The following is a 19,324-nucleotide window of genomic DNA, read 5'->3' as shown; positions in this document are numbered from 1 at the left end:
GGATGCGCTGATATCGATCACGGCTCAGGACCCCGCGTTGACGTTGGCGTAGACGACGGCGGCGACCGCCAGGACCAGGGAACCGGCCAGCAGTGCGCTGAGGTAGGTCTGCACGTTGCCGGTCTGGGCGCGGCGGACGGCGGTGCCGAGCCAGCGTGCGCCGGTGGCGGAGCCGCGTACGTAGGTCTCGACGACCTCGCGGTCCAGGAAGCGGACGAGGCGGGCCGCGGCCTGGACGGGGCGGACGAACAGCGCCGCGTACAGGGCGTCGAGGTGGAAGCCGGTGGCCGCGTGGCGGTGGAGCGGGCCGAGCAGCAGGCGTCCGGGGTCGGCGGGGTCCGGGGCGTCCCCGGCCGGCCCGTAGGCGGCGGTGCGGGCCTCGATGGCCTCGATCTCCACGAGGGCCGGTTCCGCGTCCGGGTGGGCCACGACCGAGCCCATGGGGACGCGGGCGGCGAGTGCGGTGGTGTGGCGCCAGGCCCCGTAGGTGACCAGTCCGCCGACGAGGCCGACGCCGGTGGACAGGACGGCGGTGGTCAGCGAGGGGACGAGGCGGTGGCCGTCGAACCAGTCGCCGATGACGCCGACGCTCAGCCCGAGGGCGATGGTCGGGACGGCCAGCACCCAGAGGACGGCCGTCATGGCGGCGGGCTGCCCGCCGTGGTCGGGGGCCTCGGCGCCCCGGCCCCGGAAGGCGAGGAGCCAGAGCCGGGTGGCGTAGGCGGCGGTGAGCACGGCGGCCAGCAGCCCGGCGACGAGGACCGTCCAGCCGGCGGCGGCCGGGGCGACGTGCCGGTCGCCGAGCGCGGTGTGCTCGGCGGCGACGAGGACGGCTTCCTTGGAGAAGAAGCCGGCGAACGGGGGGATGGCGGCGAGCGCGAGCAGCGCGACGGTCATCGTCCAGTAGGCGTCCGGGATGCGGCGGGCGAGGCCGCTCATCCGGGACATGGCGGCCAGTGAGTTGGTGCCGGCGGCGTGGATGACGACGCCGGCCGCGAGGAAGAGGACCGCTTTGAAGGCGCCGTGCGAGACGAGGTGGAAGACGGCGGCTCCCCGGTCGCCGACGGCCAGGGCGCCCGACATGTAGCCGAGCTGCCCGATGGTCGAGTAGGCGAGGACGCGCTTGATGTCGTCCTGGGCGAGCGCGGCGAGCCCGGACCCGATCATCGTGACGGCCGCCATCACCGCGAGCACGACGAGGGCCGCGCCGGACGCGGCGAAGACGGGGAGGAGGCGGGCGACGAAGTAGACACCGGCGGCGACCATCGTGGCCGCGTGGATCAGCGCCGAGACGGGGGTGGGGCCGGCCATGGCGTCGGGCAGCCAGGTGTGCAGGGGGAACTGCGCGGACTTGCCCGCGACCCCGGCCAGGAGGAGGAGCGCGATGAGCGTCGGGTGGTCGAGGCCGCCGTGGGCGACGGCGCCCAGGATGCGGGTGATGCGGAAGGAGCCGGTGTCGGCGGCGAGCGCGAACAGGCCGATGAGGAAGGGGACGTCGCCCAGCTTGGTGACCAGGAACGCCTTCAGGGACGCGGCGCGCGCCTCGGGCGTCTCCCAGTAGTGGCCGACCAGGAAGTACGAGCAGATGCCCATGACCTCCCAGCCGACCAGCAGCACCATCAGGTCGCCGGAGTAGACGACGAGCAGCATCGCGGAGGTGAAGAGGGAGACCAGCGCCGCGTACGAGGGGTAGCGGGGGTCGTCGCGGAGGTACGCGATCGAGTAGATCTGCACGCAGCTCGCGACGAGGGCGACCAGCACGGCGACGAGGACGGCGAAGCCGTCGAGGTGCAGCGCGAGGTCGATGGGGACGGAGCCGGTGGGAGTGAGCCGGGTCGCCGCGTCGACGGCCCGGCCGCCGCCCTGGCGCGAGGCGACCACGGCCGCGAGAACGAGCGAGACGAGCGTGGGCAGGACCGCGAGCGGGCGCACGTACGCGGGCGCGGTGCGGCCGATGAGCAGACCGGCCGCCGCGCCCAGGAACGGGAGGAGGGGGACGAGGACGGCGAGGGTCGTGGTGGTCACGGGGTGGCCTCCGCCTTCTTTGCCTTCCCTGCCGCAGCAGTGGCCTGGTCTTCGGGGTCGGTGAGGGCGTCGGCCGGGGCGTCGTCCTCGTCGTCGCCGGCCGGCACGGTCTCGGCCTCGTCGGTCTCGGCGGTGTCGCGGAGGCGGTCGACGTCGGAGCTGCCCCGGTTGCGGTACACGGCGAGGACGATCGCCAGGCCGATGCCGATCTCCGCCGCCGCGATGGCGATGGTGAACAGGGTGAGGGCCTGGCCGGAGTGGAGGCGGTCGCGGAGCCAGACGTCGAACGCGACCAGGTTGAGGTTGACGGCGTTGAGCATCAGCTCGACGGACATCAGGACGAGGATCGCGTTGCGGCGGGCGAGGACCCCGTACAGCCCGGTGCAGAAGAGGAGGGCGGCGAGCACCGCGGGATAGGCGAGGTGCATCAGCGCGCGTCCTCTCGGGGCGGGGTGGTGCCGGCCCGGTCCGCTGCCGTGCCGCCCTTGCGGGAGAGGACGATCGCGCCGACCAGGGCGGCGAGCAGCAGGACGGAGAGCGCTTCGAAGGGGAGCACCCAGTTGCGGAAGAGGAAGGCGCCGGTGGCCTTCGTGGAGCCCTGGGCGGGCCCGTCCAGCTCGATCCACGTCGTACGGAAGGCGTCCACCACGACCCAGACCAGGGTGCCGGCGGAGGCGACGGCCACCGTGAGGGCGGCCCAGCGGTTCTCCGAGTCGGCGTCCGGGGAGCGGCCGATGGGGGCCCTGGTGAGCATCAGGCCGAACAGGAGGAGGACGACGACGGAACCCACGTAGATCAGTACCTGCACCCAGGCGATGAACTCCGCCGTGAGCAGGAGGTACTCGACGGCGAGGCCGCCGAGCGCCACGATCAGCCAGAGGGCGGCGTGCACCAGCTGTCTGGTCGTCACGGTCACCAGGGCGGCGCCGAGGGTGGCGATGCCGACGAGGACGAAGGCGATCTCCACGCCGGTCGGGGAGAGGAAGCCGGGGGCCGCCGAGGCGGCCGCGAGAGCGGTGCTCATGCCTCGCCCTCCTCTGCGCCGGCATCCCGCGCCTGCTGGGCCTGCTCGGTCTGCTCGATCTGCTGTTCCTGCTGGGCCTGCTGGGCGCGGAGCTTGTCGGCCGTCTTGCGGGCCGCGGCGAGCTCCTTCGGTTCCTCGGCGCGCGGGTCGAGCGCGGGCGGTTCCGGGACCGTCCACATCCAGTCGCGCAGCTTGTCGCGCTCATGGGTGAGGTCCAGGATGTCCGTCTCCGCGTACTCGAATTCCGGCGACCAGAACAGTGCGTCGAACGGGCACACCTCGATGCAGATGCCGCAGTACATGCAGAGCGAGAAGTCGATCGCGAAGCGGTCCAGCACGTTGCGGCTGCGTTCGCGGCCGCCCGGGGCGGCGGCCGGCACCGTCTCCTTGTGGGAGTCGATGTAGATGCACCAGTCGGGGCACTCGCGGGCGCACAGCATGCAGACCGTGCAGTTCTCCTCGAACAGCGCGATCACGCCGCGCGAGCGGGGCGGCAGTTCGGGCTGCACGTCCGGGTACTGGGCGGTGACGGTCTTCTTCGTCATCGTCCGCAGGGTGACGGCGAGGCCCTTGGCCAGACCTGAGCCGGGGATCGGGGGCACTAGTCGATCGCCACCTTCACGATGCCGGTGAGCGCGATCTGCGCGAGAGCGAGCGGGATGAGGGTCGTCCAGGCGAGCTTCTGCAGCTGGTCCTCGCGCAGCCGCGGGTAGCTCACGCGCAGCCAGATCACGACGAACGCGAGGATGCCGGTCTTCAGCAGGGTCCAGACCCAGCCGAGTCCGTCGGCGCCCAGCGGGCCGTGCCAGCCGCCGAGGAACAGGACCGTGGTCAGCCCGCACAGCACGACGATGCCGGCGTACTCGGCGAGCAGGAAGAGCGCGAAGCGGAGGCCGGTGTACTCGGTGTACGCGCCGAAGATGATCTCCGAGTCGGCGACCGGCATGTCGAACGGGGGCCGCTGGAGTTCGGCGAGTCCGGCCACGAAGAAGACCAGGGCGCCGGTGATCTGCCAGGGCAGCCACCACCACTCGAACGCGTCGAGGATGCCGGGCAGCGAGACCGTGCCCGCCGCCATCGCCACCGAGGCGGCGGCGAGCAGCATCGGCAGCTCGTAGGCGAGGAGTTGCGCGGCGGTGCGGAGGCCGCCGAGCAGGGAGAACTTGTTGGCCGACGCCCAGCCGGCCATGAGCGAGCCGAGCACGCCCACGCCCATGACGGCGAGCACGAAGAAGAGGCCCGCGTCGACGGCCTGTCCGACCGCGCCCTCTCCGGGGCCGATCGGGATCGCGACCAGCACGAGCAGGTACGGGAGGAGGGCCACGGCCGGCGCCAGGCGGAAGACCTTGCGGTCGGCGCCGGCGGGGACGATGTCCTCCTTCTGCGCGAACTTCACGCCGTCGGCGACGAGCTGCGCCCAGCCGTGGAAGCCGCCCGCGTACATGGGGCCGAGGCGTCCCTGCATGTGGGCCATGACCTTGTGTTCGGTCTGGCCGACGACGAGCGGGAGGACCATGAAGACGGCGAAGACGATGACGATGCGGAGGGCGACGTCGAGGGCGTCGTTCACTCGGGATCGCCTCCGTTCTCGGGGGTGTCGGTGTCGGTGTCGGGTCGGGCCGGGGGCCGGGCCTCCGGCGCGTTGCGCCACGGAGCGTCCGCCGCCGGGGGCGGCCCCGGCTCACGCTGGCTCGCCGAGCCCTGGGACGCGGTGCGGCTGCGGCGCGGGCGGGGGGCCGGGGCCTCCGACGGGGTGCCGGGCGTCGCCTCGCCCGCCGTGCGGGTGCGCCTCGCCGGACGGGACGGGGCCGGCGGGAGCTGGCCCTTCAGCGGGCCCCACTCGTTCGGGTCCGGGACGCCCGGCGGAAGCATCGTGCGGCGCTTCGGGCCGCCGTGGTCCGACTCGCCCGGTTCCTTCGCGCCCGGCCACGCCTTCGCCACGCGGGCGGCCAGGACGAAGTCCTTGCGGAGGGGGTGGCCCTCGAAGTTCTCGGGGAGGAGGAGGGGGACCAGATGGGGGTGGTCCTCGAAGACGACGCCGAACATCTCGTGCGTCTCGCGTTCGTGCCAGGCGGCCCCCGCGTACACACCGATCGCCGTCGGCAGGGCCGGGGTCTCGTGCGGCACCGTCGTCCGCAGCAGGAGGCGGCGGACGCCGGTCCCTGCGGCGGACGGCAGCGCCGCCACATGCGCGCACACCCGGAAGCCCGTGCCCGGTTCGTCCACCGCGCTCAGCCAGTCGAAGTACGTGCAGCCGAGGGTGGAGCGGGCGGTTTCGAGTGCGGTGATCCACGCGGTGGGCGGGACGTCGACCGTCAGCAGGTCGTACGCCTGTGCGGCGGTGGCGTCCTCGCCGAAGACCTCGGTCACCGCGTCCGGGAGCCGGTCGAAGGGGGTCACTGCCCGGCCCCCTTCACCAGACCGCTGCGCAGCGCCTCCGTCGACGGGCGCCCGCCCGCCGCCTCGGCGTAGCGCGCGCCCAGCGACTCGCGGGCGATCTTCTCCTGGAGCTTCAGGATGCCCTGGAGCAGCGCCTCGGGCCGGGGCGGGCAGCCGGGGACGTAGACGTCGACGGGGATGATCTGGTCGACGCCCTTGGTGACGGAGTACGAGTCCCAGTACGGGCCGCCGCAGTTGGAGCAGGCGCCGAAGGAGATGACGTACTTGGGTTCGGGCATCTGCTCGTACAGGCGCTTGACCGCCGGGGCCATCTTGTCCGTCACCGTGCCGGAGACGATCATGAGGTCGGCCTGGCGCGGGCCCGGTGCGAAGGGGATCACACCGAGCCGGATGAAGTCGTGACGCGCCATGGAGGCGGCGATGAATTCGATGGCGCAGCAGGCGAGCCCGAAGTTGAAGACCCAGAGGCTGTAGCGGCGGCCCCAGTTGAGGACCACCTTCATCGGTTCCGGCGCGAGTCTGGACAGGAGGCCCAGGCGCTTCGGTTCCGGGAGGAACGTGGGTACGGCGGCGGGTTCGTCCCCCGCCCCGGCCGACTGCGGGCTCGTCACGTCCATTCGAGGACGCCCTTCTTCCATGCATAGAGCAGTCCCACGGCCAGGAAACCGAGGAAGATGAACATTTCCACCAGCGTGGTCGCGCCGTAGCCCGGCGCCGCGAAGACCGTCGCCCAGGGGAAGAGGAAGATCGAGTCGACGGCGAAGATCACGTACAGGAAGGCGTACACGTAGTAGCGGACCTGGGTGTGCGCCCAGCCCTCCCCCACCGGGTCCACACCGCACTCGTACGCGAGCAGCTTCTCCGGCGTCGGCACCACGGGCCGCAGCAGCCGGCCCGCGCCGAACGCGACGGCGACGAACAGGACGCCGACCAGGGCGAGCAGTCCGACCACCGAGTAGCTGTGGAAGTAGTCCGACGACGCGAGCACCGTCCGCGCCGGTGTCGATGCCGCACCGGGAAGGCCCGTCACGTCCGCCCCTCGCTCCCTCGCCCCGTCCCACGATCTGTACGCACGGGAGTCTAGGCCCTGTAAAGGACGGGTAAGCAGTTGCGTCGGGCAACGGACGGGGAACGGGAGCGGCACGGGTGGGGCGCACGGGTAGGGATATCCCTACTTCACCTCACCCACGAGCCCCATGGCATCCGCCTCGCGTGCCCGGCAGGCTGGTCGCATGACCATGAGCCCCCAGGTGCCCGCCCACGACGGGCCGCCTCCCGTCCACTTCGCCTTCGGCCGGTGGACATGGAAGGAGGTCGCGCACCTCCTCGCCAACCTGCCGATGGCGATCATCGGATTTGTTTACACAGTGTTGATGATCTCGATCGGCGTGGGCCTCGCGGTCACCGTGGTCGGTCTGCCGCTGCTGGCCGCCGGGCTCCAGGGTTCCCGGCTGATCGGGCGCGCCGAGCGCGCCCGCGCCCGGAAGCTCCTGGGGGTGCGCGTCGAGGAGCCGAGCCCGCCGGCCCGGGGCCGCGAGGACGACGGGTTCTTCGCGTGGCTGTGGACGGCCCTGCGCGACCCGGTCGCCTGGCGGGCGGCGCTGTACTCGTTCGTCCGGCTCCCGTGGGGCATCCTCACCTTCGCCGTGACGCTCGTCTGCCTCGTCGTGTGGCCGGCGCTCCCCTATACGGCGCGGCTGATGGGCAACGCGGACCGGGCCATGGTGCGCGGGCTGCTCTCCCCCTCCGGCGACCTGGAGCGCCGCATCGCGGAGCTGGAGTCGGACCGGGGTGTGGTGGTGGACACGGCAGCGGCGGACCTGCGCCGCATCGAGCGCGATCTGCACGACGGGGCCCAGGCCCGGCTCGTCGCCCTCGCCATGGACCTGGGCCTCGCCAAGGAGAAGCTGACCGACGACCCCGAGGCCGCCGCCCGCATGGTCGACGAGGCCCACGGCGAAGTGAAGGTCGCCCTCCAGGAACTGCGCGACCTCGCCCGGGGCATCCACCCCGCCGTCCTCACCGACCGCGGCCTGGACGCCGCCCTCTCCGCGATCGCCTCGCGCTGCACCGTGCCCGTCACCGTACGGGTGGATCTCCCGGGGCGTCCGGCGCAGGCCATCGAGGGCATCGCGTACTTCACCGTCTCCGAACTCCTCCAGAACGTCAGCAAGCACAGCGGGGCCCGTACCGCGTCCGTCGACGTGTGGCGCTCCGGCGACCGGCTGCTCATCCAGGTCGGCGACGACGGGCGGGGCGGGGCCTCGATGGACGCCGGTACGGGCATGGCGGGGCTCGCCGAGCGCCTGGACGCCGTGGACGGGGTCTTCGTACTCGAATCGCCCGCCGGGGGCCCGACGACCGTCACGGCCGAGCTGCCGTGGCGCGACCGGGGCGCCGAGAAGAGCGCGCAGCGCGTGAAGGGGTAGGGAAAACCCCCGGTCCGAGACGGCGACCGTCCTCATGGTGCGGCGGCCCGCCGCCCAGCACCCTTGAAGTACAGAGCACACGCGCATTCACCCACACGGCAGAAGAAACGGACGGACCCCCATGGCCACGGCATACGGACCGGACACACGGGAGCCTCAGCGGTCGGGCAGCGGCCTCGGGAACCGTCCCCCGCGGCGGCACGCCCTGCCGGCCGCGCTGCGGGCGCCCCTGGAGGGCAGGACCTGGCGCGAGTTCTGCTACCTGCTGCTGAGCCTGCCGATCAGCATCGTGCTGTTCACCTTCGCGATCACCATGGTCTCGCTGGGCGCGGGCCTGCTCGTCACCTTCCTGGGCATTCCGGTGCTGGCGGCGGGCCTGGCCATGTGCCGGGGCTTCGGGATGCTGGAACGGACCCGGGCGCGGGCGCTGCTGCGGCTGGACGTGGCCGATCCGGCGCCGGTGCGCGGCCGGAAGGGCGGGCTGATGTCCTGGGTCGGCGCGGTCCTGAAGAGCGGGGTGTCCTGGCGCCACCTGCTGTACGCGCTGCTGCACTTCCCGTGGGCGGTCTTCGCGTTCTGCCTGGCGCTGACGCTCCAGGCGTGGGGCTGGGCGGCGCTCACCTACCCGCTGTGGCACTGGTTCGTGCCCTCCCACACGGGCGTCTCGGGCATCCAGCTCTACGGGGACGCCCAGCACGAGGTCTACCTCGACTCGGGCGTCGATCTCGCGCTGACCGCCGGCCTGGGCCTGGGCATCGTCATCCTCACCCCCTGGGTGATCCGGGGTCTGGCGACCGTGGACCGGCTGATGGTGGCGGGGCTGCTGAGCCCGTCCCGGCTGGCGGAGCGCGTCACGGAGCTGGAGTCGGACCGGGGCGTGGTGGTGGACACGGCCGCGGCGGACCTGCGCCGTATCGAGCGCGATCTGCACGACGGGGCCCAGGCCCGGCTCGTCGCCCTCGCCATGGACCTGGGCCTCGCCAAGGAGAAGCTGACCGACGACCCCGAGGCCGCCGCCCGCATGGTGGACGAGGCCCACGGCGAAGTGAAGGTCGCCCTCCAGGAACTGCGCGACCTCGCCCGGGGCATCCACCCCGCCGTCCTCACCGACCGCGGCCTGGACGCCGCCCTCTCCGCCGTCGCCTCGCGCTGCACCGTGCCGGTCACCGTGGAGGTGGACCTGCCGTCCCGGCCCGCGCAGGCCATCGAGGGCATCGCGTACTTCACCGTCTCCGAACTCCTCCAGAACGTCAGCAAGCACGCCGGCGCCACCCGCGCCTCGGTCGACGTGTGGCGCACCGAGGACCGCCTGCTGCTCCAGGTCACCGACGACGGGCGCGGCGGCGCCGACCCGGCGTCCGGCAGCGGGCTCGCCGGTCTGACCGAGCGGCTGGACGCCGTCGACGGGGTCCTGGTCGTCGACTCGCCGGTGGGCGGCCCGACGAAGGTCACCGCGGAGCTGCCCTGGCGCGGCTGACGGCGGTCGCCCACGGCACGGCACTCGGAGGTCAACCCCGCGCACGCTCGCGACGTCACTGCCATTGCTGGGATGCTGGACGGCACAAGGGTCGTACCGGCGAGCGAGCAGCGGGGGAAACAGCGTCGTGGTGGAGGACAGGGTGCGCGTGGTCATCGCCGAGGATTCGGTACTGCTCCGGGAGGGACTGACCCGGTTGCTGACCGATCTCGGGCATGACGTCGTCGCGGGCGTCGGGGACGCGGAGGCGCTGATCAAGACGATCGGGGACCTCGCCGGGCAGGGCGCGCTGCCGGACGTGGTGGTCGCGGACGTGCGGATGCCGCCGACCCACACCGACGAGGGCGTCCGGGCGGCGGTGCGGCTGCGCCGGGAGCACCCGGGGATCGGGGTGCTGGTCCTGTCGCAGTACGTGGAGGAGCAGTACGCCACCGAGCTGCTGGCCGGGTCCAGCCGGGGCGTCGGGTACCTGCTGAAGGACCGGGTCGCCGAGGTCCGGGAGTTCGTGGACGCGGTGGTCCGGGTGGCGCAGGGCGGTACGGCGCTGGACCCGGAGGTGGTGGCGCAGCTGCTGGGCCGCAGCCGGAAGCAGGACGTGCTGGCCGGGCTGACGCCGCGTGAGCGCGAGGTGCTGGGCCTGATGGCGGAGGGGCGTACGAACTCCGCGGTGGCCAAGCAGCTGGTGGTGAGCGACGGGGCGGTCGAGAAGCACGTCAGCAACATCTTCCAGAAGCTGGGCCTGGCCCCGAGCGAGGGCGACCACCGCCGGGTGCTGGCGGTGCTGACGTATCTGAACTCCTGACGCGGCGCGACCGGCCCGGGCGCGCGGGTCCGACGGGGAGCGGGGCGGCTGGTGGATCATGACCGGCAGCATCGGGAACCGTCACGGCATCCGGATGCGCGACGCCATATCGCAACGTGCCGAATCGCGTCTCAAATTGCCGTCCATCATGTGATCTGCCGGAGGAAGGCGACCCTTACGGACGTAGGGTGGGCGGGGGACCTCCGGCGGGCCGGACGGTTCCGAGCCGCCGTGCCGAGGGAGGTCCAGTAAGTGACCAGCCAGGTCAGTAGCCCAGCCGAGCAGGCCGACGAGGCCAGCGAAGCGCTCGTAGGGGGACAGCGTGCCCCCCAGTCCGCAGCCGCGGGAAGCGGTGAGAAGGAAATCCGCCGTCTCGACCGGGTGATCATCCGCTTCGCGGGTGACTCGGGTGACGGCATGCAGCTCACAGGTGACCGGTTCACCTCGGAGACGGCGTCCTTCGGGAACGACCTGTCCACGCTGCCGAACTTCCCCGCCGAGATCCGCGCCCCCGCGGGCACCCTGCCGGGGGTCTCGTCGTTCCAGCTGCACTTCGCCGACCACGACATCCTGACCCCGGGTGACGCGCCGAACGTGCTGGTCGCGATGAACCCGGCGGCGCTGAAGGCGAACATCGCCGATGTGCCGCGCGGGGCCGAAATCATCGTGAACACCGATGAGTTCACGAAACGGCCGATGGCGAAGGTCGGATACGAGACCAACCCGCTGGAGGACGGCTCGCTGGAGGCGTACAACGTCCATCCGGTGCCGCTGACCACGCTCACGATCGAGGCGCTGAAGGAGTTCGGGCTCTCCCGCAAGGAGGCCGAACGCTCGAAGAACATGTTCGCGCTCGGGCTGCTGTCCTGGATGTACCACCGGCCGACCGAGGGCACCGAGGCGTTCCTGCGGGCGAAGTTCGCCAAGAAGCCGCAGATCGCCGAGGCGAACGTGGCCGCGTACCGGGCCGGGTGGAACTTCGGCGAGACGACGGAGGACTTCGCCGTCAGTTACGAGGTGGCGCCGGCCTCGCAGGCGTTCCCCGCCGGCACGTACCGGAACATCTCGGGGAACCTCGCCCTGGCCTACGGGCTGATCGCCGCGGGCCGTCAGGCCGATCTGCCGGTCTACCTCGGCTCGTACCCGATCACGCCGGCCTCGGACATCCTGCACGAGCTGAGCAAGCACAAGAACTTCGGCGTGCGCACCTTCCAGGCCGAGGACGAGATCGCGGGCATCGGTGCCGCGCTGGGCGCCGCGTTCGGCGGTTCGCTCGCCGTGACGACGACGTCCGGGCCCGGTGTGGCGCTGAAGTCGGAGACCATCGGGCTGGCGGTCTCGCTCGAACTGCCGCTGCTCATCGTGGACATCCAGCGCGGCGGCCCGTCGACCGGGCTGCCCACCAAGACCGAGCAGGCGGACCTGCTCCAGGCGATGTACGGGCGCAACGGCGAGGCGCCGGTGCCGATCGTGGCCCCGCGCACCCCGGCCGACTGCTTCGACGCGGCGCTGGACGCGGCCCGGATCGCCCTGGCCTACCGCACCCCGGTCTTCCTGCTCTCCGACGGCTACCTGGCCAACGGCTCCGAGCCCTGGCGCATCCCGGAGCTCGACCAGCTCCCGGACCTGCGCGTCCAGTTCGCCGGCGGCCCGAACCACGAACTGGCCGACGGCACCGAGGTGTTCTGGCCGTACAAGCGCGACCCGCAGACGCTGGCCCGCCCGTGGGCGGTCCCGGGCACGCCCGGCCTCGAACACCGCATCGGGGGCATCGAGAAGCAGGACGGCACCGGCAACATCTCGTACGACCCCGCCAACCACGACTTCATGGTCCGCACCCGGCAGGCCAAGGTGGACGGCATCGAGGTGCCGGACGTGGAGGTGGACGACCCCGCGGAGGCCCGGACCCTCGTGCTCGGCTGGGGCTCGACGTACGGCCCGATCACCGCCGCCGTGCGCCGGCTGCGCGCCTCGGGACGCTCCATCGCCCAGGCCCATCTGCGTCACATCAACCCGTTCCCGCGGAATCTGGGCGAGGTCCTGAAGCGTTACGACAAGGTGGTCGTCCCCGAGATGAACCTCGGTCAGCTGGCCACGCTCATCCGCGCCAAGTACCTGGTCGACGCGCACAGTTACAACCAGGTCAACGGCATGCCGTTCAAGGCCGAGCAGCTCGCGGCAGCTCTTGAGGAGGCCATCGATGCCTGAGACGAACGAACTGCTCCAGCTCGTGCCCAAGGCCGAGGCGAAGCAGTCCATGAAGGACTTCAAGTCGGACCAGGAGGTGCGCTGGTGCCCCGGCTGCGGTGACTACGCGGTCCTGGCGGCCGTGCAGGGCTTCATGCCCGACCTCGGTCTGGCCAAGGAGAACATCGTCTTCATCTCCGGCATCGGCTGCTCCTCGCGCTTCCCGTACTACATGAACACGTACGGGATGCACTCGATCCACGGCCGCGCCCCGTCGATCGCGACCGGCCTGGCCACCTCGCGGCGGGACCTGTCGGTGTGGGTCGTCACCGGTGACGGAGACGCGCTGTCCATCGGCGGCAACCACCTGATCCACGCGCTGCGCCGCAATGTGAACCTCAAGATCCTGCTGTTCAACAACCGGATCTACGGGCTGACCAAGGGGCAGTACTCCCCCACCTCCGAGCTGGGCAAGATCACCAAGTCGACGCCGATGGGCTCGCTGGACGCCCCGTTCAACCCGGTGTCGCTGGCGATCGGCGCCGAGGCGTCGTTCGTGGCCCGGACCGTCGACTCGGACCGCAAGCACCTCACGAGCGTGCTGCGCGCCGCCGCCGACCACCCGGGCACGGCTCTGGTGGAGATCTACCAGAACTGCAACATCTTCAACGACGGCGCGTTCGAGGTCCTGAAGGACAAGGACCAGGCGCAGGAGGCGGTGATCCGCCTGGAGCACGGGCAGCCGATCGTCTTCGGCGCGGAAGGCTCCAAGGGCGTCGTGCGGGACTCGCTGACCGGTGACCTCGAGGTCGTCGCGGTCACCGAGGAGAACAAGTCGCAGATCCTGGTCCACGACGCGCACGCCCCGAGTCCGACGACGGCGTTCGCGCTGTCCCGGCTCGCCGACGCGGACACGCTGCACCACACCCCGATCGGGGTGCTGCGCAGCGTGGAGCGGCCGGTGTACGACACGAAGATGGCCGAGCAGCTGGACACGGCGGTGGAGCGGCACGGCAAGGGCGACCTGGCCGCCCTGCTCGCCGGGAACGACAACTGGACGGTGGTCGGCTGACGCCGGTCCCCCGATACGCGAGAGCGCGCCGGACCTGCCCCTCGCGGGCGGGACCGGCGCGCTCTCGCGTGTCCGGGACAAGGGTCACTCCCGGACCGCTTTCTTTTAGTTAGCGCGTTCCGTAGGGTGGTGTAAGAACGAAGCGAACGAACGAGGAGAACCCCATGAGCATCGTCGTCACCGGAGCCACCGGAGCACTCGGCCGGCTCGTCGTGGACCACCTGCTGACCGCCGTCCCCGCCGCCGAGGTCGTCGCCGTGGTCCGCGACAAGGAGAAGGCCGCCGGTCTGGCCGCCCGGGGCGTCGAGCTGCGCATCGCCGACTACAGCCGCCCCGAGACCCTGGCGGACGCCTTTCGCCCCGGCGACCGGGTCCTCCTCATCTCCGGCAACGAGATCGGCAGCCGCATCCCCCAGCACGCCGCGGTCATCGACGCGGCCAAGGCGGCGGGCGTCGCCCAGCTCGCGTACACCGGGGCACTCGGCGGGCCCGACGCGGACTTCACGCTGGCCGACGAGCACCGGGCGACCGAGCAGCTGATCCTGGACTCCGGCCTGCCGTACACCTTCCTGCGCAACGGCTGGTACACGGAGAACCTCACCGAGAACCTGGCCCCGGTCCTGGCGCACGGCGCGGTCGTCGCCAGCGCGGGCGACGGCCGCATCGCCTACGCCTCCCGCGACGACTACGCGGCGGCCGCCGCCGCCGTCCTGACCGGCGAGGGCCACCTGAACCGCGCGTACGAGCTGAGCGGGGACACCGCCTGGTCCTACGCCGCATACGCGGCGGAGGTCGCGAAGGCCACCGGCAAGGAGATCGTCCACAACGACGTCCCGGCCGCCGTCCACCAGGAGATCCTGACCGGCGCCGGAGTGCCCGAGGGTTTCGCGGCGATCCTGGTCGATGTCGACCAGGCCGTCCGGCACGGGCGTCTCGCCGGCACCAGCGGCGACCTGGCCCGCCTGATCGGCCGCCCGACGACCCCGGTGCCCGACACCGTCGCCGCCGCGGTCGCCGCGCTCTGATCCGCACCCCGTCCGGTGTCATGACCGTCTGACGATACGGGTATGACACCGGACCCCGGCGGCGCTACCTTCATGTGGTTGACGGTCGTACGACAGCCACCCACCAGGAGGGGCCCGTGCAGGGGACGAATGACCAGCGGGCCGGACTCCTCTCCGGGTTCGCCGCGTACGGGATGTGGGGCCTCGTCCCGCTGTACTGGCCGCTGCTGAAGCCCGCCGGGGCGGTCGAGATCCTGGCCCACCGCATGGTGTGGTCGCTCGGCGTGGTGGCGGTCCTGCTGCTCGTCCTGCGCCGATGGTCCTGGATCGGCCCGCTGCTGCGGCAGCCGCGCAGACTGGGGCTGCTCGGCATCGCGGCGACCACGATCACCGTCAACTGGGGCCTGTACATCTGGGCCGTCAACAGCGGCCATGTCGTCGAGGCGTCCCTCGGCTACTTCATCAATCCGCTGGTCACCATCGCCATGGGCGTCCTGCTCCTGGGCGAGCGGCTGCGCCCGGCGCAGTGGGCGGCGGTCGCCACCGGCGTCGTGGCGGTGCTCGTGCTGGCCGTCGGCTACGGGAAGCCGCCGTGGATCTCGCTGATCCTGGCGTTCTCCTTCGCGACGTACGGCCTGGTCAAGAAGAAGGTCGACATGGGCGGCCTGGAATCGCTCACCGTCGAGACCGCCGTGCTCTTCCTGCCCGCGCTCGGCTATCTGATCTGGCTGGGCGCGCAGGGCACCTCGACCCTGACCTCCGAGGGCGCCGGGCACACCGCGCTCCTCGCCTCGACCGGTGTCGTCACGGCGGTGCCGCTGATCCTGTTCGGGGCCGCCGCGATCCGCATCCCGCTCTCGACCATCGGGCTGCTCCAGTACATGACCCCGATCGCCCAGTTCCTGCTGGGTGTCGCCTACTTCCACGAGGAGATGCCGCCGGAGCGGTGGGCCGGGTTCGGTCTGGTGTGGGTGGCGCTGATCGTCCTCACCTGGGATGCGCTGCGGACCGCGCGCCGCAACCGGGTCCGGGCGCAGGCGGCCCGCTCGGCCGCGACGGCGACGGGCGCGGGAGCGGAAGCGGACCGGATCGAGGTCTCACCCGGCAAAAGCCCCGGCGCCGGGACAGAATGCCGGTCATGACCCTTGAGTGGAAAGTCGTCATCGACGCCGCCGACCCGCACGCCCAGGCCGGCTTCTGGGCCCAGGCCCTCGGCTACGAGATCGAGGACAACAGCCCCCTGATCGAACGCCTGCTGGGCGTCGGGGCCGTACCGGAAGCCCTCACCACCACCGCGCACGGCCGACGCGCCTGGCTCGACCTGGCGGCGGTGCGGCACCCCGACGACCCGTACGACGAGGACAGCGGCGCCGGACACGGCCGCCGGCTGCTCTTCCAGCGCGTCCCGGAGCCGAAGACCGGGAAGAACCGCCTCCACCTCGACCTGCATGCGGGCCCGGAGCGCCGCGAGGCGGAGGTGGCGCGGGTGGTCGCGCTGGGTGCGAAGGTCGTGCGCGAGGCCGAGGAACCGGGCGGCCGGTGGACCGTGCTCACGGACCCGGAGGGCAACGAGTTCTGCGTCCAGTAGACGCGGGACGGGAGTCTGAGGGCGCCACCCGACTCGCCTGCTCGGGCCCGGTGTGTGCACACACCGCGCCCCCTCCGCAGCCCGTTACGCCCGCTCCGGCAAGTCCATCCGCGCCAGTTCCGCCGGGTCCACCCGCGCCGTGATCTCCGTGATGCGGTCGTCGGTGACCGTGAAGACGAGCAGCGAGAGCGGGGTGCCCTCCGGGGTCCAGGCGAGAATCGCCGGGAGGCCGTTGGCGGTGGCCGGGAGGCCGTGCGCTGCGGCGGCGCCCACACGGGCCCGGGTGGCGACCTCCGTGGCGCCGAGGGTGACGAACGTGCCGTCCGGGGTGTGCGCGGTCAGCTTCACCTCGGGGTGCAGGACCTCCAGCAGCCGCTCGAAGTGGCCGTCCCGGGCCGCCGCCAGGAACGCCTGGACCACCTCGCGCTGCCGCCGGTCCGCGCTCGCCGGCCGCTGCGCCCCCTGGACCTTCCGCCGCGCCCGGCTCGCCAGCATCTTCGTCGCGTCCGCCGACTTGCCCAGGATCGGGCCCACCTCCGCGAACGGCACCGCGAACACGTCGTGCAGCACGAAGGCGAGGCGTTCGTCCGGCCGCAGCGAGTCCAGCACCGTCAGCAGCGCGAGGCCCACGGAGTCGCCGATCGTCGCCAGCTCCTCCGGCGCGGGGGCGTCGTCCAGTGTCACGGTGTACTCCGGCCCGTCGTCGTACGACACCTCCGGCCGCGTCCGGCCCGACCGCAGCACGTCGAGGCTGATCCGGCCCACCACCGTGGTCAGCCAGCCGCCCAGGTTCTCGATCGTGCCGGGCTCCTGGCGCGACAGCCGCAGCCATGCCTCCTGGACCGCGTCCTCCGCGTCCGCGTGCGACCCGAGCATCCGGTACGCGACCGCCCTCAGCCGGTCGCGGTGGGACTCGAAAGCATCGGCGAGCGTCATCTTGTTACCTCCGTGGCAGCGGCTCCGTCATAGGGGTGACGCACACCAGCGCCGCAAGGTAACCCCACGAAGGAGCTTTCCCCCATCATGGAAAACCGCCTGAAGGACAAGAACGCCGCCAACCCCGACCTGTGGACCGCCGTCCGGCACCTCCACCAGGCCATCGCCGCCGGCGGCGTCGACCCTCGGCTGCTCGCCCTCGTCCATCTGCGCGTCAGCCAGATCAACGGCTGCTCGGCCTGCGTCTACGCCGCCGTGACCGCCGGGAAGAAGGCCGGCGACACCGACGAGCGACTCCACAACGTCGCGGCCTGGCGCGAGGCCCCCTTCTTCACCGACGCCGAGCGCGCCGCCCTCGCCCTCGCCGAGGGCGCCACCCGGCTCCAGGACGGTGCGCCCGGCGTCACCGACGAGATCTGGGACGAGGCCAACGCCCACTTCACCGAGGGGGAGATCGGAGCCCTCAACCTGGAGATCGCCATGACCAACTTCTTCAACCGCATCAACCGCACGATCAAGGAGCCCGCCGGGAAGACGTGGGGCTGACGCCCGCGTGCGCCGCCTCCACGTGCCGCCTGCGCAGCACCCGGGCGTCCGTCTCCCGGCTCCCGTCCCGCTCGCTCCGGGCGACGGCCTCTTCGAGGTCGAACTCCTGGCACGTGCGGCACGGTTCGGGCTCCTCCGGGGCGCTCACGCGACCTCGCCCCGGCTGCGGGCGTTCTCCCGGGCGGTGCGCGCCGCGAGCCGTTCGGCGGGGGTCGCCTCCCGGGTGTGCTCGGGCCGCACCTCCCACTCCGTACCGCCCTTCGGTGACCGGAGCGTCCAGTAAGGGCCGGCAACCCCTCGGAACTCCCCGACCAGCGGCTGATCCCACCGACCGACGTCCACGATGATCGCCCCGACGGCGGGAGTCTGTTCGTCCACAGACATAGCTCGTACCTCTCCGTAGTCGTTCCACTACCAAGCGGGCTCAGCGTGGCCTACAGTGCAGAGGTCTTCAACTTGCACGATTTGTACGGAGAGTTGGGCGGTGAGCCGTGAACCGCAAGGAGCTGAACCCCGAGGATTCACTAGTCGCGGCCTTTGGCGAACGTCTTCGCAGGTTACGAGACGAGCGCGGCTGGACCCAGGACGAGCTGGGAGCGATCATGGGGTACTCGGGGACGCATATCTCGGCCGCTGAAACTGGTCGACGACCTCCAACTCCCCGCTTCGCGAACAGAGCTGACAGAGCCTTTGGAACCGGGGATCTGTTCGAGCGCCAGGCGCGGGCGGCACGGGACACGGCCTTACTGGAGGGCTTCCCCGAGTACGTGAGACACGAGAGCCGGGCCGCCGAGATCCGGCTCTACGAGGTCGGCGTCATTCCCGGCCTGCTTCAAACCCCGGAGTACGCGAGGGCACTGACTGAGAGCGCCGTCAAGCGGGGGGCGATCACGACCGACCAGGCGCTCCAGCGGGTGGAACTCGTCGCGGAGAGGCAGGCTTCGCTTCTGCGGCCGAACCCCCCGCTGGTCCTAGTGGTGCTGGACGAGAGCTGCGTTCGCCGCCCCATCGGCGAACCCGACGTCATGAACGCACAGTTTGACCGCCTGCTTGCATTTGCAGAGCTGCCTACCACGGTGCTCCAGATTGCCCCGTTCACGATGGGCGCGAGTCGCCCCTTCGACCTGCCTCTCTACATACTGACGATGCCCGATCGCTCGCTGATGTCCTACGCGGAGTCCGCCCAGATGGGCCACTTGGAACGTGAAAGCTCGTTCGTCCTGCCTCAGTTGACGGCCTACCATCAGCTACAAGCCGGGGCGCGCTCTCAGGCGTCGTCCGTGGCCATGATCGAGCAGTTACGAAAGGGCACTCCGTGACGACCGAATCCCCCCGCTGGTACACGTCCTCCTACAGCAACAACGGCGGCGCCTGCGTTCAGGTCGCCACCAACCTCGCCGCCACCACCAGCACCGTCCCCGTCCGCGACTCCAAGAACCCCACCGGCCCCGCCCTCGGCCTCCACGCCGACGTGTACGCCGCCTTCGTCACGGGCATCAAGGACGGCAGGTTCGACACCGCCTGATCCCCCCTACGAAGGGAAGCCCCGTGGCGACAGAGACCCCCCGCTGGTACACCTCCTCGTACAGCAACAACGGCGGCGACTGCGTCCAGGTCGCCACCAACCTCGTCGCCACCACCGGCACCGTGCCCGTCCGCGACTCCAAGGCCCCGGACGGGCCCACCCTCCCCCTCCACGCCGGAGCGTTCACCGCCTTCGTCGCGGGACTCAAGCGTGACGGGTTCAGCCCGGCACGGGACCTGTCCTGACCTGAGATCGCCCCCACCCCCTCCGTGGCGAGCCACGCACTCATTGCGTAAGGTTCACTCGACG

At 71.6% G+C, this 19,324-nt stretch carries 22 protein-coding genes; 12 read left to right on the top strand and 10 right to left on the bottom strand.

All coding sequences use genetic code 11. From position 1 onward, the window contains the following. Positions 1–24 precede the first annotated feature (24 nt). Genes ACFUJY_RS12190 through ACFUJY_RS12155 form a run of 8 tightly spaced genes read right to left on the bottom strand, consistent with a single transcriptional unit; the run spans position 25 to position 6,479 of the window. Entirely contained in the window at positions 25–2,025 is a 2,001-nt protein-coding gene (locus ACFUJY_RS12190) for an NADH-quinone oxidoreductase subunit L (protein WP_383297928.1), read from the bottom strand. After that, positions 2,022–2,453 (bottom strand): NADH-quinone oxidoreductase subunit NuoK, encoded by a 432-nt coding sequence (gene nuoK / locus ACFUJY_RS12185; protein WP_383297927.1) that lies wholly within the window; start codon positions 2,451–2,453, stop codon positions 2,022–2,024. Before nuoK ends, ACFUJY_RS12190 begins: the two co-directional genes overlap by 4 nt. Next, positions 2,453–3,049, bottom strand: a complete 597-nt coding sequence (locus ACFUJY_RS12180; RefSeq protein ID WP_383297925.1) for an NADH-quinone oxidoreductase subunit J — start codon at positions 3,047–3,049, stop codon at positions 2,453–2,455. The genes nuoK and ACFUJY_RS12180 overlap by 1 nt, the downstream gene beginning before the upstream one ends. Then, the gene (locus tag ACFUJY_RS12175; protein ID WP_383297924.1) at positions 3,046–3,651 is read right to left on the bottom strand and encodes a NuoI/complex I 23 kDa subunit family protein; all 606 of its coding nucleotides are present in this window, start codon (positions 3,649–3,651) and stop codon (positions 3,046–3,048) included. The genes ACFUJY_RS12180 and ACFUJY_RS12175 overlap by 4 nt, the downstream gene beginning before the upstream one ends. After that, a complete protein-coding gene (locus ACFUJY_RS12170) occupies positions 3,651–4,619 on the bottom strand; it encodes an NADH-quinone oxidoreductase subunit H (protein ID WP_383297923.1) in 969 nt (322 codons plus the stop codon). The genes ACFUJY_RS12175 and ACFUJY_RS12170 overlap by 1 nt, the downstream gene beginning before the upstream one ends. Further along, a complete protein-coding gene (locus tag ACFUJY_RS12165; RefSeq protein ID WP_383297921.1) occupies positions 4,616–5,449 on the bottom strand; it encodes an NADH-quinone oxidoreductase subunit C in 834 nt (277 codons plus the stop codon). The genes ACFUJY_RS12170 and ACFUJY_RS12165 overlap by 4 nt, the downstream gene beginning before the upstream one ends. After that, on the bottom strand, positions 5,446–6,066 hold the full coding sequence (locus ACFUJY_RS12160) for an NADH-quinone oxidoreductase subunit B (RefSeq protein ID WP_383297919.1): 621 nt from the start codon (positions 6,064–6,066) through the stop codon (positions 5,446–5,448). Before ACFUJY_RS12160 ends, ACFUJY_RS12165 begins: the two co-directional genes overlap by 4 nt. Beyond that, positions 6,057–6,479: an NADH-quinone oxidoreductase subunit A gene (locus tag ACFUJY_RS12155; RefSeq protein ID WP_383297917.1), complete on the bottom strand. Its 423-nt coding sequence runs from the start codon at positions 6,477–6,479 to the stop codon at positions 6,057–6,059. Before ACFUJY_RS12155 ends, ACFUJY_RS12160 begins: the two co-directional genes overlap by 10 nt. Positions 6,480–6,681: 202 nt before the next feature. Between ACFUJY_RS12155 and ACFUJY_RS12150 the strand changes: the two genes are divergently transcribed. From ACFUJY_RS12150 to ACFUJY_RS12115, 8 genes are all read left to right on the top strand, one after another. Then, positions 6,682–7,878: a sensor histidine kinase gene (locus tag ACFUJY_RS12150; protein ID WP_383297915.1), complete on the top strand. Its 1,197-nt coding sequence runs from the start codon at positions 6,682–6,684 to the stop codon at positions 7,876–7,878. Between the two features lie 121 nt (positions 7,879–7,999). Beyond that, complete coding sequence (locus ACFUJY_RS12145) at positions 8,000–9,355, top strand: sensor histidine kinase (RefSeq protein ID WP_383297913.1); 1,356 nt, start codon at positions 8,000–8,002, stop codon at positions 9,353–9,355. A gap of 142 nt (positions 9,356–9,497) precedes the next feature. After that, positions 9,498–10,157 (top strand): LuxR C-terminal-related transcriptional regulator, encoded by a 660-nt coding sequence (locus tag ACFUJY_RS12140; protein ID WP_383298085.1) that lies wholly within the window; start codon positions 9,498–9,500, stop codon positions 10,155–10,157. 252 nt (positions 10,158–10,409) lie between these two features. Then, on the top strand, positions 10,410–12,365 hold the full coding sequence (locus ACFUJY_RS12135) for a 2-oxoacid:acceptor oxidoreductase subunit alpha (protein ID WP_383297912.1): 1,956 nt from the start codon (positions 10,410–10,412) through the stop codon (positions 12,363–12,365). Next, a complete protein-coding gene (locus ACFUJY_RS12130) occupies positions 12,358–13,416 on the top strand; it encodes a 2-oxoacid:ferredoxin oxidoreductase subunit beta (protein ID WP_383297910.1) in 1,059 nt (352 codons plus the stop codon). The genes ACFUJY_RS12135 and ACFUJY_RS12130 overlap by 8 nt, the downstream gene beginning before the upstream one ends. Before the next feature lie 164 nt (positions 13,417–13,580). Beyond that, complete coding sequence (locus tag ACFUJY_RS12125; RefSeq protein ID WP_383297908.1) at positions 13,581–14,441, top strand: SDR family oxidoreductase; 861 nt, start codon at positions 13,581–13,583, stop codon at positions 14,439–14,441. A 116-nt stretch (positions 14,442–14,557) separates the two neighbouring features. Then, positions 14,558–15,562 (top strand): EamA family transporter RarD, encoded by a 1,005-nt coding sequence (gene rarD, locus ACFUJY_RS12120; RefSeq protein ID WP_383297906.1) that lies wholly within the window; start codon positions 14,558–14,560, stop codon positions 15,560–15,562. Continuing rightward, entirely contained in the window at positions 15,550–16,008 is a 459-nt protein-coding gene (locus ACFUJY_RS12115; RefSeq protein WP_383297905.1) for a VOC family protein, read from the top strand. The genes rarD and ACFUJY_RS12115 overlap by 13 nt, the downstream gene beginning before the upstream one ends. Positions 16,009–16,092: 84 nt before the next feature. On the opposite strand, the gene ACFUJY_RS12110 is transcribed toward ACFUJY_RS12115, so the two are convergent. After that, positions 16,093–16,944: a sigma-70 family RNA polymerase sigma factor gene (locus ACFUJY_RS12110; protein WP_383297904.1), complete on the bottom strand. Its 852-nt coding sequence runs from the start codon at positions 16,942–16,944 to the stop codon at positions 16,093–16,095. Positions 16,945–17,031: 87 nt separating this feature from the next. Between ACFUJY_RS12110 and ACFUJY_RS12105 the strand changes: the two genes are divergently transcribed. After that, the gene (locus ACFUJY_RS12105; RefSeq protein WP_383297902.1) at positions 17,032–17,490 is read left to right on the top strand and encodes a carboxymuconolactone decarboxylase family protein; all 459 of its coding nucleotides are present in this window, start codon (positions 17,032–17,034) and stop codon (positions 17,488–17,490) included. 144 nt (positions 17,491–17,634) lie between these two features. Here the strand turns inward: ACFUJY_RS12105 and ACFUJY_RS12100 are convergent, their stop codons facing one another. Then, positions 17,635–17,874 (bottom strand): hypothetical protein, encoded by a 240-nt coding sequence (locus tag ACFUJY_RS12100; RefSeq protein ID WP_383297900.1) that lies wholly within the window; start codon positions 17,872–17,874, stop codon positions 17,635–17,637. A gap of 107 nt (positions 17,875–17,981) precedes the next feature. On the opposite strand from ACFUJY_RS12100, the gene ACFUJY_RS12095 reads away from it, so the two are divergent. From ACFUJY_RS12095 to ACFUJY_RS12085, 3 genes are read left to right on the top strand one after another with little or no spacing between them, the layout of a single operon-like run. Continuing rightward, entirely contained in the window at positions 17,982–18,809 is an 828-nt protein-coding gene (locus ACFUJY_RS12095; RefSeq protein WP_383297898.1) for a helix-turn-helix transcriptional regulator, read from the top strand. Continuing rightward, complete coding sequence (locus tag ACFUJY_RS12090; protein WP_383297896.1) at positions 18,806–19,015, top strand: DUF397 domain-containing protein; 210 nt, start codon at positions 18,806–18,808, stop codon at positions 19,013–19,015. Before ACFUJY_RS12095 ends, ACFUJY_RS12090 begins: the two co-directional genes overlap by 4 nt. A gap of 23 nt (positions 19,016–19,038) precedes the next feature. Then, a complete protein-coding gene (locus ACFUJY_RS12085; protein ID WP_383297894.1) occupies positions 19,039–19,260 on the top strand; it encodes a DUF397 domain-containing protein in 222 nt (73 codons plus the stop codon). The last annotated feature ends 64 nt before the right edge of the window (positions 19,261–19,324 follow it).

The sequence above is a fragment of the Streptomyces sp. NPDC057249 genome (genome assembly GCF_042669245.1).
Classification (GTDB): domain Bacteria; phylum Actinomycetota; class Actinomycetes; order Streptomycetales; family Streptomycetaceae; genus Streptomyces.
The sequence above is the reverse complement of the archived record's forward strand: the minus strand, read 5'-3'. Positions and strand labels throughout refer to the sequence as shown.

Coding starts and splice junctions, on each gene's coding strand:
- ACFUJY_RS12100 (WP_383297900.1), bottom strand. CDS start 17,874: ATGTCTGTGGACGAACAGACTCCCGCCGTCGGGGCGATCATCGTGGAC.
- ACFUJY_RS12115 (WP_383297905.1), top strand. CDS start 15,550: ATGCCGGTCATGACCCTTGAGTGGAAAGTCGTCATCGACGCCGCCGAC.
- ACFUJY_RS12180 (WP_383297925.1), bottom strand. CDS start 3,049: ATGAGCACCGCTCTCGCGGCCGCCTCGGCGGCCCCCGGCTTCCTCTCC.
- ACFUJY_RS12150 (WP_383297915.1), top strand. CDS start 6,682: ATGACCATGAGCCCCCAGGTGCCCGCCCACGACGGGCCGCCTCCCGTC.
- ACFUJY_RS12130 (WP_383297910.1), top strand. CDS start 12,358: ATGCCTGAGACGAACGAACTGCTCCAGCTCGTGCCCAAGGCCGAGGCG.
- ACFUJY_RS12125 (WP_383297908.1), top strand. CDS start 13,581: ATGAGCATCGTCGTCACCGGAGCCACCGGAGCACTCGGCCGGCTCGTC.
- ACFUJY_RS12110 (WP_383297904.1), bottom strand. CDS start 16,944: ATGACGCTCGCCGATGCTTTCGAGTCCCACCGCGACCGGCTGAGGGCG.
- ACFUJY_RS12160 (WP_383297919.1), bottom strand. CDS start 6,066: ATGGACGTGACGAGCCCGCAGTCGGCCGGGGCGGGGGACGAACCCGCC.
- nuoK (WP_383297927.1), bottom strand. CDS start 2,453: ATGCACCTCGCCTATCCCGCGGTGCTCGCCGCCCTCCTCTTCTGCACC.
- ACFUJY_RS12145 (WP_383297913.1), top strand. CDS start 8,000: ATGGCCACGGCATACGGACCGGACACACGGGAGCCTCAGCGGTCGGGC.
- ACFUJY_RS12105 (WP_383297902.1), top strand. CDS start 17,032: ATGGAAAACCGCCTGAAGGACAAGAACGCCGCCAACCCCGACCTGTGG.